The organism is Xenorhabdus sp. TS4 (assembly GCF_014467265.1).
Classification (GTDB): Bacteria; Pseudomonadota; Gammaproteobacteria; order Enterobacterales; family Enterobacteriaceae; genus Xenorhabdus; species Xenorhabdus ehlersii.
In genome coordinates, this window is the sequence record NZ_NKHQ01000008.1 from 56,443 (window position 1) to 70,458 (window position 14,016).

Annotated in this window: 8 protein-coding genes and 1 pseudogene; 6 read left to right on the top strand and 3 right to left on the bottom strand. The window is 44.7% G+C overall.

Annotated features, from left to right (window positions below; all coding sequences use genetic code 11):
- Window positions 1-303: 303 nt before the first annotated feature.
- The 5 genes from zapE to sspB all read left to right on the top strand — a co-directional run bounded on the left by zapE (window position 304) and on the right by sspB (window position 4,080).
- The gene (zapE, locus tag Xets_RS06070) at window positions 304-1,431 is read left to right on the top strand and encodes a cell division protein ZapE (protein ID WP_099130821.1); all 1,128 of its coding nucleotides are present in this window, start codon (window positions 304-306) and stop codon (window positions 1,429-1,431) included.
- A gap of 237 nt (window positions 1,432-1,668) precedes the next feature.
- Window positions 1,669-2,097: a 50S ribosomal protein L13 gene (rplM, locus tag Xets_RS06075; RefSeq protein WP_011148147.1), complete on the top strand. Its 429-nt coding sequence runs from the start codon at window positions 1,669-1,671 to the stop codon at window positions 2,095-2,097.
- 15 nt (window positions 2,098-2,112) lie between these two features.
- A complete protein-coding gene (gene rpsI / locus Xets_RS06080; protein WP_045959780.1) occupies window positions 2,113-2,505 on the top strand; it encodes a 30S ribosomal protein S9 in 393 nt (130 codons plus the stop codon).
- 430 nt (window positions 2,506-2,935) lie between these two features.
- Window positions 2,936-3,577 (top strand): stringent starvation protein SspA, encoded by a 642-nt coding sequence (gene sspA, locus Xets_RS06085; protein ID WP_099130820.1) that lies wholly within the window; start codon window positions 2,936-2,938, stop codon window positions 3,575-3,577.
- Between the two features lie 5 nt (window positions 3,578-3,582).
- Window positions 3,583-4,080 carry a ClpXP protease specificity-enhancing factor gene (gene sspB, locus Xets_RS06090; protein ID WP_099130819.1) on the top strand — a complete coding sequence of 166 codons (498 nt, stop codon included), beginning with the start codon at window positions 3,583-3,585 and terminating at the stop codon, window positions 4,078-4,080.
- 119 nt (window positions 4,081-4,199) lie between these two features.
- Here the strand turns inward: sspB and Xets_RS06095 are convergent, their stop codons facing one another.
- From Xets_RS06095 to gltB, 3 genes are all read right to left on the bottom strand, one after another.
- Window positions 4,200-4,709 carry a hypothetical protein gene (locus Xets_RS06095; RefSeq protein ID WP_099130818.1) on the bottom strand — a complete coding sequence of 170 codons (510 nt, stop codon included), beginning with the start codon at window positions 4,707-4,709 and terminating at the stop codon, window positions 4,200-4,202.
- A 309-nt stretch (window positions 4,710-5,018) separates the two neighbouring features.
- On the bottom strand, window positions 5,019-6,437 hold the full coding sequence (locus Xets_RS06100; protein WP_099130817.1) for a glutamate synthase small subunit: 1,419 nt from the start codon (window positions 6,435-6,437) through the stop codon (window positions 5,019-5,021).
- Window positions 6,438-6,447: 10 nt separating this feature from the next.
- Window positions 6,448-10,905 (bottom strand): glutamate synthase large subunit, encoded by a 4,458-nt coding sequence (gene gltB, locus Xets_RS06105; RefSeq protein WP_099130816.1) that lies wholly within the window; start codon window positions 10,903-10,905, stop codon window positions 6,448-6,450.
- 665 nt (window positions 10,906-11,570) lie between these two features.
- Here gltB and arcB point away from each other — a divergent pair.
- Window positions 11,571-14,004 (top strand): annotated as a pseudogene (gene arcB / locus Xets_RS06110) (aerobic respiration two-component sensor histidine kinase ArcB).
- Window positions 14,005-14,016: the final 12 nt, after the last annotated feature.

Genomic DNA, 14,016 nt, shown 5'->3' on the forward strand with positions numbered 1-14,016 from the left:
TTATCCTCTACCCAACAAAACACCCAAATGATAAAATCTTGTTGTGACATAGCCTTTTGTTCCTTTATTTCTCTTTGTTTGTCAACTTAAAGTTATAAAGGAGCGGCTATGTCATTTCAACTCACCATAAAAGTCGAGCATCGCGTTAATATATTAATTTTATACAGCTTTACCAACGCATGTAGGTAAAAATTCTTATCCAAAAGCAGATATCTCAATTCACATCAGTGGGAATTGGCATAGTTTTTATTGGTAAATTACGATACGTACTGAGAATAAAAAACTTTAAGGATTGTTATTTTCATGTCACCGATTACACCTTCATCGCTCTATCAATCAGCACTGTCTGATGATCAGTATCAACCTGACGAAGTACAGCGCAAGACTGTTGAACGCCTTGATCTTATTCATCGCGCTCTCATCAATGCTCAACCGCACCATACTCCGCAAGCCAGTGGACTGAAAGGCATATTGGGTAAGTTGTTTGGTCGACAAACTTCTGCGCAATGCCGCCCTGTTCAGGGGCTTTATATGTGGGGCGGTGTCGGGCGTGGCAAAACATGGCTGATGGATATGTTTTACCAGAGTTTACCGACTGAGCGAAAATTGCGTCTCCATTTCCACCGTTTCATGTTACGGGTACATGAAGAGTTAACAACGTTACAAGGCCATGAAGATCCTTTGGAGATAGTTGCTGATGGTTTCAAGGCACAGACGGATATACTCTGTTTTGATGAGTTTTTTGTGTCCGATATTACGGATGCTATGCTCCTTGGTACATTGCTGGAAGCGTTGTTTGTACGGGGAATTGCCTTGGTGGCGACATCCAATATCCCCCCTGATGAGTTATACCGAAATGGATTGCAGCGCGCACGATTTCTGCCAGCCATTGAGCAGATCAAAAAATATTGTGATGTCATGAATGTCGATGCCGGTATCGATTATCGCCTACGGACACTGACACAGGCTCATCTCTATTTGACGCCATTGTCAGAAGAGAATCGACAGGAGATGCGTCATATGTTTCTGCGTTTGGCCGGACGAGAAGGGGAGCCAAATCCAATATTGGAGATCAATCATCGCAATATGCCTGTCATCAGTAGTGTTGATGGGGTATTGGCAATCCATTTCAAGACATTGTGTGAAGATCCACGCAGCCAGCTGGACTATATTGCTTTGTCGAAACTTTATCATTCTGTTTTGTTACACGATATGCCGATTATGACAATATTGAATGAAAGTGCTGCGCGACGTTTTATCGCACTGGTGGATGAATTCTATGAGCGCCAGGTAAAACTTATCATTAATGCCGACGCGCCGGTGGAACAGATTTATCAGGGTGAGTTGTTGACGTTTGAATATCAACGTTGCCTGTCTCGCTTGCAGGAAATGCAAAGTGAGGAATACCTGAAACTTCCACATTTACCCTGATTCCTTCGTCCTTTGGGATAATTATTGAATTTGGGGTCGATTTTTTATGATGAGTTCTCTATAATCTTGCGACCCCACGTTACAGCAGGATTTTTTATTTCCCAAAAAACTTGCATTAGTGCCGGCATAGGCTATTCGAAGGGGTAGGTTTGCTGGACATGAGTCGTGTGAACCTCAAAAACAGTTTCTGAACATCGAGTGTTCACCAACGTGTAACTTATAATTGGGTAAGCTTTAATGAAAACTTTTACAGCTAAACCAGAAACCGTAAAACGCGACTGGTATGTTGTTGACGCAGATGGCAAAACTTTGGGCCGTCTTGCAACTGAAGTAGCTCGTCGCCTGCGCGGCAAGCACAAAGCGGAATACACTCCGCACGTTGATACTGGTGATTACATCATTATTGTTAACGCAGAAAAAGTTGCTGTAACCGGCAACAAACGTTCTGACAAAATTTATTATCACCACACTGGCCACATCGGTGGTATCAAGCAAGCGACCTTTGAAGAGATGATTGCCCGCCGTCCTGAGCGTGTCATTGAAATCGCGGTTAAAGGCATGCTGCCAAAAGGGCCACTGGGTCGTGCAATGTACCGTAAACTGAAAGTTTACGCGGGCAGTGAGCACAACCACGCGGCACAGCAACCACAAGTTCTGGACATTTAATCGGGATTATAGGCAATGGCTGAAAATCAATACTACGGCACTGGTCGCCGCAAAAGCTCTTCCGCTCGTGTCTTCATTAAGCCAGGTAGCGGTAACATCGTAATCAACCAACGCAGCCTCGAAGTTTACTTCGGTCGTGAAACTGCACGTATGGTTGTTCGTCAGCCACTTGAGCTGGTTGATATGCTGAACAAACTGGATCTGTACATCACTGTTAAAGGTGGTGGTATTTCTGGTCAGGCAGGCGCAATCCGTCACGGTATCACCCGTGCACTGATGGCTTATGACGAGACTCTGCGTTCTGAACTTCGCAAAGCTGGCTTCGTTACTCGCGATGCTCGTGAAGTTGAACGTAAAAAAGTGGGTCTGCGCAAAGCACGTCGTCGTCCACAGTTCTCCAAACGTTAATTTATTGCCACAACTGTGGCAATGGGTTAAAGTTAAAAACCCGTCATTTTTATGGCGGGTTTTTTATTCCTTCAGATTTTTCACTCTTCGATAATTCGCTATTTTTAGCAAAAAAATAGCATTTTTGAGAAATTAATTCCCAGACTCTAATATTTCATCATTAATTCTCAATGTACTTCCCCACAAAATGTGCAAAATCTGGTAAACTAGTAACAATTTTTTGCCTTATCCATGAGTTTGCCCGATTTGGCAGAGGTAAAATATAATATCCCAAGATATTTTCTCGTTACAGCCAATAAAGCCGTTACCAGAAGATAAAGGGGATAACCTCGGATAATAAGTGCGAAACAGGATGAGAATATGAGCGAGAATAGCCGCTGTTCACTGAAGGGCTGTTCGTTCCTTTTTTTAGATAAACTTGGAGGTTTTCATGGCTGTCGCTGCCAACAAACGTTCGGTAATGACTCTGTTTTCCGGCCCGACCGACATTTTTAGCCATCAAGTGAGAATTGTGCTGGCGGAGAAAGGGGTCAGCGTAGAGATTGAACACGTTGAAGCGGGTAATTTGCCTCAGGATTTGATTGATTTGAATCCTTATCAATCTGTTCCTACTCTCGTTGATCGTGAGCTGACCCTGTATGATTCTCGCATCATTATGGAATATCTGGATGAGCGTTTCCCGCATCCACCACTCATGCCTGTGTATCCTGTCGCACGAGGTTCCAGCCGTCTGATGATGCATAGAATTGAAAAAGACTGGTATTCCCTGATGTACAAAATTCAGGAAGGAAGTGTTCAGGAAGCGAATGCTGCACGTAAACAGCTTGCTGAAGAACTGCTGGCAATTGGGCCAATTTTCAGAGAAATGCCTTTCTTCATGAGTGAAGAGTTCAGCTTGGTGGATTGTTATTTATCTCCACTGCTGTGGCGTTTGCCTGTCTTGGGGGTTGAGCTACTAGGACCCGGTGCCAAAGATCTTCAAGTCTATATGCAGCGTGTATTTGAACGTGACGCATTCTTGGCTTCGTTGACAGAAGCTGAACGTGAAATGCGTTTACAATCACGGAGTTAATATATATGGAGATGACTCAAATGTCTCCACGCCGCCCCTATCTATTGCGGGCACATTATGAATGGCTGCTGGATAATGACATGACCCCGCATATTGTTGTGGATGTTAACTGTTATGGTGTTAACGTCCCGATGGAATATGCACAAAATGGGCAAATTATTTTGAATATCTCGCCGAGAGCGGTTGGCAATTTGCAATTGACGAACGATGAAGTGAGGTTTAATGCCCGATTTGGTGGTGTTGGTCGTCAAGTGACTGTTCCAATGGCGGCTGTGATTGCGGTTTATGCCCGTGAAAATGGCGCAGGAATGATGTTTGAGCCAGAATTTGCCTATGACGCGGATAATACCGAGTCAGAAGGAACAGATGTGCCAGCAGCGGATAATCTGGTGCTTATTCATAAGAATAAGCATAATAAAAAAGCTTCTTACGATGATGATTCGCCAGATGACGAACCACCTCAACCGCCAAAAGGCCGCCCAACCTTGCGCGTCGTGAAATAATTGTTCAAAGCTTATACCCAATCGTTTCAAGTTGCAGTCAGCACGGCCGCAGCCTGGAAGGTGAAGGGGTTCGTTAGAGATGAAAATAGAGGAGACGTTGATCTCCTTTATTTTTAGTACTACATGTAAGTGCTATGCATTTTCTCAAATTGCCATATACAGGTTTCGATATTGTATCGGTTTTCTCCCCTATTGGATTTTTCCGCCGCTCTTAGGTTGTCTATTATTTTCTTGGCAAATGCTCTCTGTTGACTGAGCCCTCTGATCGTTGGAGGTATATTGCAGACATCAGTGAATGAGAGAGTGCGATGTGATTTTGTCAGTGACAATACTTCTACAGGATTTTCAATTAAAGCAATAGATAAAGCATTAGTAATTTTCCGGGAAAATTCTGGGTGGATATTAGGGGATAGCTTAAAGGCAACTTGCAGCCATTGTTTATCACCGGTTGCAATATTCTGGATAATTTTGTCCTGATTGTGTTCTGCGTTTATCTCTGCCACAACAGAATTTATTCCTCTTTCTTGTATTTGCTGCATAATTTCGACAGGAGTAGAAAATCTGGCCAGTGAGGGTAAGCTTGCTAAGGTTATAGAAGAAAAGCAGAGTATCTGGATAAGTAAGCGCATATATTTCTACCTGTTGTTATCACTTTAATGATCTTTTATTTCATTTCTATTTAATCAGTTTTGCTAAGTAATTTTCTTGTCGAAAAAAATAAACCTTATTGCCGTATTACGGTATTGCACTATTGCTGTATTGCTATAATGAGCAGGAGATTAAATCGATATATTTAACTTTAGAGTATAAGAATAGTTGCATAAGTGCCAAAAATACAACTAATCTGGTAGCAAAAGAAAATCAAAATATTGGATTTTTATTTTGTGAGAGCTTCTCCGACTAAAATGTCGGAGAAGTCATTAAAAAAGCGTTGAATATTAGATTTCAAGATAATCGAGGATACCAAAAGCGGCTTTTCGGCCTTCATCAATAGCAGTCACGACTAAATCAGAACCACGTACAGCGTCCCCACCTGCGAATATTTTAGGATTACTGGTCTGGAAAGGCTGTTTACTGGATGCAGGCGTGATAATGCGGCCTCTTTGATCGAGTTTGACTTGATGTCCGTCCAGCCAGCCCATGGTGTGAGGCTTGAAACCAAATGCCATGATCACTGCATCGGCTTCTATCAAAAATTCGGAACCTTGAATAATCTCAGCCTGACGACGGCCTTTTTCATCTATGGCACTTAGTTGTGTTTTCACCACCTTGACCCCACAAACCCGTCCTGCACCATTAATTTCAATGCTAATGGGTTGCAGGTTAAAACGAAACTCTACACCTTCTTCTTTAGCATTTTTTACTTCACGACGGGAGCCGGGCATATTTTCTTCATCCCGCCGATAGGCACAGATAACATGGGTTGCACCCTGGCGAATCGAAGTACGGACGCAGTCCATTGCTGTATCACCGCCGCCCAGTACCAGAACACGTTTACCTTTCATATCAACATAAGGTTGTTCAGGTAGAGAAGGATAACCCATCAAATGACGGGTGTTGGCGATTAAGAAAGGCAAGGCATCATATACTCCGTCAGCGTTTTCGTTATCCAGCCCACCACGGATGGATTGATAGGTACCCACCCCAAGAAATACGGCATCAAATTCTTTGGTGAGTTCAGCCAGAGTGACGTCCCGGCCTATCTCTGTGTTTAGACGGAACTCAATACCCATCCCGGAAAATATTTCACGGCGGCGAATTATCACCTCTTTTTCTAGTTTAAAGGCGGGAATACCAAATGTGAGCAAACCACCAATTTCAGGATGGCGATCGTAGACCACCACTTGTACGCCATTACGCGTCAGGACATCTGCACAAGCTAATCCTGCCGGTCCTGCCCCAACCACGGCGACACGTTTACCGGTTGGGATGACATGCGACATATCCGGTTTCCAGCCCATCGCAATAGCCGTGTCATTAATATAGCGTTCAATGTTGCCGATAGTGACAGCACCGAAGTCGTCATTCAGGGTACAGGCGCCTTCACACAGGCGATCTTGCGGACAGACCCGACCACAGACTTCTGGCAAGCTGTTGGTCTGGTGTGATAATTCCGCTGCTTCGATGATGCGTCCTTCATTGGCGAGTTTCAGCCAATTTGGAATGTAGTTATGTACGGGACATTTCCATTCACAGTATGGATTACCACAAGAGAGACAGCGATCTGCTTGTGCCTGTGCTTGAATTTCAGAAAATGGTTCATAAATCTCAACAAATTCTATTTTTCTGATTTTCAATAATTTCTTAGGTGGATCGACACGTTGTAAGTCGATAAATTGATAAACATTCTGACTCATTATTAACTCCTTACTGTGCCTGAACCCGCAATTCGGCAGAAGAACGGCTACGGTGCCCCAACAACGCACTGACATCACTGGATTTCGGTTTAACCAAAGCAAACTTATTGACCCATTGAGACCAATTTTCCAATAGGCTTTCACCGTGGTGTGAGTTTGTCAGACGGACATGTTCGGTGATTAATCCCCGCAGATGTTCTGTATGAATGGCAAGGGTATCCATTGAGAGAACTTCTACCAGTTCTGGATTGACGCGTTTGCGGAAGTCATCAAATTCATCAAGGACGTAAGCAAATCCACCGGTCATACCTGCACCAAAATTTACACCAGTGCTGCCCAGGACACAGACGATCCCACCAGTCATGTATTCACAGCCATTGTCGCCTATCCCCTCAATAACGGTGATGGCACCTGAGTTACGTACTGCGAAGCGTTCACCGGCACGTCCGGCAGCAAAGAGTTTCCCGCCTGTTGCACCATAAAGGCAGGTATTGCCGATAATAGTGGCTTCGTTACTTTTAAATGCTGAGCCGGCAGGAGGAAGGATGGTAATACAGCCGCCAGCCATACCCTTACCGACATAATCATTGGCATCGCCAATTAAAGTCAGTTCGACACCGGCAGCATTCCAGACGCCAAAACTTTGTCCGGCCGTTCCATTGAAATGCAGTTTGATTGGATCGGCAGCCCGCCCTTGATCGCCATACCGAGCCGCAATCTCGCCGGAGAGGGAAGCGCCAACAGAGCGATCGGTATTTTGGATATCAAAATAGAACGTCTTGCTTTGCGCGTTTTCTACATACGGCATAGCTTGGGCGACGATCAATGTATTCAGTGTACCTTGGTCAAAAGGAGGATTACCTTCTGTGCAATGCCGCGCTTTGCTGGTATGAGGTTCTACGGTTTCCAGTAATGGTTTGAGATTGAGCTTGCTTTGCTTGGCAGAAATTCCCTCAAGTATTTCCAGCAAGTCTGTTCGTCCAATCAAATCGGTAAGTTTTTTCACTCCTAATTGCGCCATCAGTTCACGTGTTTCCTGCGCAATAAAGCGGAAATAGTTAATAACTCTTTCTGGCAAGCCGTGATAATGGGATTGGCGTAGTTTTTCATCTTGTGTCGCGACACCAGTGGCACAGTTATTTAAGTGACAGATGCGCAAATATTTACAGCCGAGAGCAACCATTGGGCCTGTGCCAAAACCGAAACTTTCTGCGCCTAAAATAGCCGCTTTGATGATATCCATCCCCGTTTTCAAACCACCATCCACCTGAAGGCGGATTTTATGGCGTAATCCATTGGCAACCAGCGCTTGTTGGGTTTCCACCAGTCCCAATTCCCACGGGCAACCTGCGTATTTGACAGAAGAAAGCGGGCTGGCACCTGTTCCGCCGTCATAACCGGCGATGGTAATCAGATCGGCATAGGCTTTGGCGACACCTGTGGCAATGGTTCCTACGCCAGGTTCTGAAACCAGTTTGACGGAGATCAGCGCCTGCGGATTCACCTGCTTAAGATCGAAAATCAATTGGGCCAGATCTTCGATTGAATAAATATCGTGATGTGGTGGTGGAGAAATGAGGGTAACGCCCGGAACGGAGTAGCGCAATTTGGCAATATAAGGCGTTACCTTATCTCCCGGTAATTGACCGCCTTCTCCTGGTTTTGCGCCTTGGGCGACTTTTATCTGGATCACATCGGCACTGGCTAAGTACGCTGGTGTAACGCCAAATCTGCCGGAAGCAACTTGCTTGATGCGGGAAACTTTCTTGGTACGATAACGAACGGGATCTTCGCCACCTTCTCCAGAGTTGGAAAACCCCCCTAACGTATTCATCGCTTCTGCCAGCGCTTCATGGGCCTCTGGGCTGAGTGCGCCAATTGACATGGCTGCGGTATCAAAACGTTTGAACAGTGCTTCTGCAGGTTCAACATCTGCAATATTGATGGGATCACCTTTAGGCACTAGGGCAAGCAGATCCCGCAAGGTGGTGATGGGGCGTCCATTGACCAGTTCGGAATATTTCAGGTAATCACTGTAGTTGCCACTGTGAACAGCGGTCTGCAATGTTTTGACGACATCAGGGTTATAAGCGTGATACTCCCCATTATGGACATATTTTAGCAGTCCCCCTTGATCGATGGAGTGGCGATGCAACCATGCCCGTTTGGCAAGATTACGCAGATCTTGTTCAAAATCGCTGAAATCTGCTCCTCCAATACGGCTGACAACACCATTGAAGCAGATATCTGTCACATCCAGGTGCAAACCAACGGCTTCGAACAACTTAGAGCAGCGATAAGAGGAAATAGTGGAGATGCCCATTTTGGACATAATCTTATACAGCCCTTTATTGATGCCATTGCGATAATTAAGCATCACGCGGGCATATGGCGCATTAATTGTGCCATCATCCACCATTTTTCCCAGTGTTTCATAGGCCAAATAAGGGTAAACAGCGGTAGCGCCAAAACCCATCAATACCGCAAAATGATGCGGATCACGCGCACTGGCAGTTTCTACAATCAAGTTGGTATCACAGCGCAGGTTTTTCTCAACCAGGCAGTGTTGGATAGCACCGACAGCCATTGGCGCAGGGATGGGTACTCTTTCTGGTGCAATATTGCGATCGGATAGTACTAACAATACTGCACCATTGCGGGCGAGTTCTTCTGCCTTTTCACATAAAGCTAACACCGCCTGTTTCAGGGTGATTTCCTGTGGATTGAAGGTCAAATCCAACGTATCAGCGCGATAATAGGATTCCTGCCGTGTCGTCAGTTGTACGAAATCAGAATAGAGCAGGACTGGCGATTGAAAGCACAACCGATGAGCCTGCCCTTCTGCTTCACAAAAGACATTCATTTCTCGCCCAATGCGGGTAGCCAGAGACATCACATGAGCTTCACGTAATGGATCGATGGGAGGATTGGTCACTTGGGCGAATTGCTGACGAAAATAGTCGTAGATAATGCGAGGACGGCTGGAAAGCACGGCAAACGGTGTGTCATCGCCCATTGAGCCGGTCGCCTCCTGAGCATTTTCACCGAGGGGACGGATAACTTGATCCAATTCCTCATTACTGTAGGCAAACTGCTTGTGATAAGTTGCCAACAGGCGATCATCTAACTCTCGCTGCCCGACCTGTGCTTCCGGCAACTCTTCAAACGGAATCAAACGCTTGACGTTTTTTTCTAGCCATTCTTTATAAGGGTGGCGGCTTTTCAGATCGTTGTCAGTTTCCGTTGAGTGGAGAATACGCCCTTCATAGGTATCGATAACCATTAACTCACCCGGCCCGACACGGCCTTTCTCGACGACTTCATCGGGTTGGTAATCCCAAATACCAACTTCAGAAGCGCAGGTAATCAGCTTATCTTTGGTAATCACATAGCGGGCAGGGCGTAAGCCATTGCGATCTAAATTACAGGCGGCATAACGCCCATCGGAAATAACGATGCCGGCCGGTCCATCCCAAGGTTCCATGTGCATGGAATTAAAATCGAAGAATGCACGCAGATCATCATCCATATCAGGGTTATTCTGCCATGCCGGTGGAACGAGCAAACGCATTGCGCGGATTAAGTCCATACCGCCATTGAGAAACAGTTCCAGCATGTTATCCAGTGAACTGGAATCGGAACCAGTTTCATTAACAAAAGGTGCAGCAGTATGTAAGTCTGGGATCAGTGGCGTGCGGAACTTATAGGCTCGTGCTTTCGCCCATTCACGGTTTCCCGTAATGGTATTGATTTCCCCATTGTGAGCCAGATAGCGAAAGGGTTGTGCCAGCGGCCAACGGGGAATGGTATTGGTTGAAAAGCGCTGATGGAATAAACAGATAGCAGATTCCATGCGCAGGTCAGCCAAATCGGGGTAGAAACGCGGTAAATCCGCAGCCATGCACAATCCTTTATAAATCGTGACCAGATTAGACAGGCTGCAAATATAAAAGTCATTGTCGATAATCCGTTTTTCTATACGGCGTCGGGAAACGAACAGGCGGCGTTCCAGATCTTGTGCTCGCCATCCGGCGGGTGCATTGATAAAAACTTGCTCAATGCGAGGAAGGCTTGATAAGGCAATATCACCTAAGATATCGCGATTGATAGGAACTTCCCGCCAACCCACAATGGATAGGGTTTCGTGTTGTAACTCCTGTTCGATAATATCACGGCATAATTGGGCAATTTTGCCATCCTGGCTTAGAAACAACATGCCGACGGCATAATTTTTAGCGAGCCGCCATGACTGCTCACTGGCGATCATTTGAAAGAAACGGTCTGGTTTTTGCATTAACAAACCACAGCCATCACCCGTTTTGCCGTCTGCCAGAATTGCACCTCGGTGTTGCATCCGAGCCAGTGCATGTATGGCTGTGCGCACCACCTTGTGGCTGGGTTCTCCTTCAATATGTGCGATTAATCCAAAGCCACAGTTATCTTTTTCCTGCAATATGTCATACAACATTGTAAAGCTCCCCAAGTTCTGTCCGACTCTCACATTACTCGCGAGATGGTATCGATATATATTTTTTCTACAGGCGTCTAATTTGCGCCCTCAGTAAAACGCCACTTGTTTTATTGGCATTAACAAGCGGTGAATCAAAATGATGTTATGTTATCTATCACTGCATAAATATGAGCCAGAGGATTATCTGGCAGGTGATTTTCAGCGAATTCCCAACTTAACGGTAAAAACAGTGTTGGTCAAATCGTGTTAAATCATGTTTTTTGTTGATAATTTCCATATATTTTGTTGATTTTTATAAGTAAATGGCAATTTTTTGTGTTTTGTGACTGAGATCATCTCTCTTAAATGATGTGAGTTATATCACTAAAATCACCCCATTATCTATTTTGGATATGCTTTAAAATACATCTATCCTGATGTTTTGCTCTTATTTTTTGGCTTAAATTGGATTTATATTGCGTATTTTTTAATTTGTAAGAGGAAGTGATTGGTTGTTTTTTCCTCTAAAGAGGGGGGGGATTTATTTGCATAATTATTCTTATTATTTTTATTTTTATTCCTTGTGAGAAGTTAAGGGTGATATCCCGTAACGAAGTTGGGGCTTTTTTACGTTATGATTCAATCTAGTAACTTTACTGGAAAAGATTTCACTGGGAGTTGTTATGAAGCTGATTCGAGGGCTTGCCCAATATTATGTAGATTTGATGATGAAGCTGGGGCTGGTGCGTTTTTCTATATTACTTGCATCAGCTTTAGTTATTCTTGCGATGGCGATGCAGATGGCGGTGACATTTGTACTGCATGGAGAAGTACAGGGTATTGATTTAATTCGCTCCATTTTTTTTGGTTTGTTAATTACCCCTTGGGCGGTTTATTTTCTCTCCATCGTAGTAGAACAACTTGAGGAATCCCGCCAGCGCTTATCGAGTCTGGTCGCAAAACTTGAAGAAATGCGCCAGCGTGATGCGAAATTAAACCTGCAACTCAAAGAAAACATCGACCAATTGAACCAGGAGATAAGTGACAGAGAGAAGGCGGAAAAAGCCCATTTGGTTTTATTGGATAAACTCAAATTGGAAATGGAGCAGCGTGAAAAAACCCAGATTGAGCTTGAACAGCAATCGGTGCTATTGCGTTCTTTTCTGGATGCCTCCCCGGATTTGGTTTATTACCGCAATGAAGATAATGAATTTTCCGGTTGTAATAGGGCGATGGAATTGCTGACTGGCAAAAGCGAAAAGCAGCTTATCGGCCTGACGCCGACAGATGTTTATGATAAAGAAATTGCCAGCAAAGTGATGGAAACCGATGAAAAAGTATTTCGCCACAATGTATCTCTGACCTATGAGCAATGGTTAGTTTACCCCGATGGACGCAAAGCCTGTTTTGAACTCAGGAAAGTCCCTTTTTATGATCGCGTTGGTAAGCGACATGGATTAATGGGATTTGGACGCGATATAACGGAGCGTAAACGCTATCAGGACGCATTGGAGAACGCCAGCAGGGATAAGACGACTTTTATCTCTACGATTAGCCATGAGCTTCGTACGCCTTTAAATGGCATTGTGGGCTTGAGCCGAATTCTGATGGATACCGACTTAACACCAGAGCAATGTAAGTACCTGGAGACAATCCATGTCAGCGCCATTACTTTGGGTAATATTTTCAATGATATTATTGAATTAGATAAAATTGAGCGCCGCAAAGTCCAACTTGATAACCAACCAATTGATTTCACCGGTTTCATGACAGATTTAGAGAACATTTCAGGTTTATTGGCGCAGCCGAAGGGAATTAAATTTATTCTGGAGCCTGAGCTGCCACTACCCGCAAAAGTACTGACTGATGGAACCCGTTTGCGACAAATTTTGTGGAACCTGATTAGTAATGCCGTGAAATTTACGCCTGAAGGCGAAATTAAGGTTCGTATCTGGCATGAAAAAGAAGAGGAACGTCTATTCTTTGAAGTGACAGATTCCGGCATTGGTATTCCTCCTGACGAATTGGAAAAAATCTTTGCCATGTATTATCAGGTTAAAGACAGCGCTGGTGGGCGTCCTGCAACCGGAACGGGGATTGGCCTTGCTGTTTCGAAGCGTCTTGCCCTCAGCATGGGAGGGGACATTGTGGTGAAAAGTGCGTTGGGCAAAGGCTCTTGCTTTACCTTGTCTGTCGTTGCACCAGCCATTGATGAACACCCGCAAGGGAAGGCTGAACAAGACATTCTGCCATTGCCAGCGCTTAATATCTTACTGGTAGAAGATATTGAATTGAACGTCATTGTAGCCCGTTCTGTTCTGGAGAAGTTGGGGAACAGTGTGGATGTTGCCATGAATGGCCATGATGCACTGGCAATGTTTGATCCTGACGAATATGACTTAGTGTTACTGGATATCCAATTACCGGATATGACGGGGCTGGATATCGCCCGCCAATTGCACCAGCGTTACTCCTCCCAATCCTTGCCTCCTTTGATTGCGCTGACGGCTAATGTATTAAAGGATAAAAAAGAATACCTTGATGCGGGTATGGATGATGTGCTCAATAAGCCGTTATCTGTCAAGGCGTTGACTGCCATTATCGAAAAATATTGGGGTAAGGGATCTGAATCTGACACTGCCTTAGTGGAAGTTGATCTTGTGAATCAGGATGAAGAACGGCTGGATACGGAGATGCTTAATCAATATATCGAATTGGTTGGGCCAAAAATGATCACAGACAACCTGGTTATTTTTGAAACCATGATGCCAAATTACCTTGCTTTGCTGGACTCCAATATGACCGCCAGAGATCAAAAAGGCATTACAGAAGAGGCACATAAAATCAAAGGTGCGGCTGGTTCAGTAGGGTTACGCCATTTGCAGCAATTGGCTCAGCAGATTCAGTCACCGGATTTACCTGCGTGGTGGGATAATGTTCAGGAATGGGTGGATGAGTTAAAGTTGGAATGGAAGCAAGATATAGAAATATTAAGAAATTGGTTATCAAGCGTTACAAAAAAATAACCCCAACCGAAGTTGGGGTGCGCTAATACTGCGCCAACACCAGGGAAATCTGTTTACCCGCTTATCTAAGGTTTGTTTTCGACGCGGGTAATTAAAGAATTCT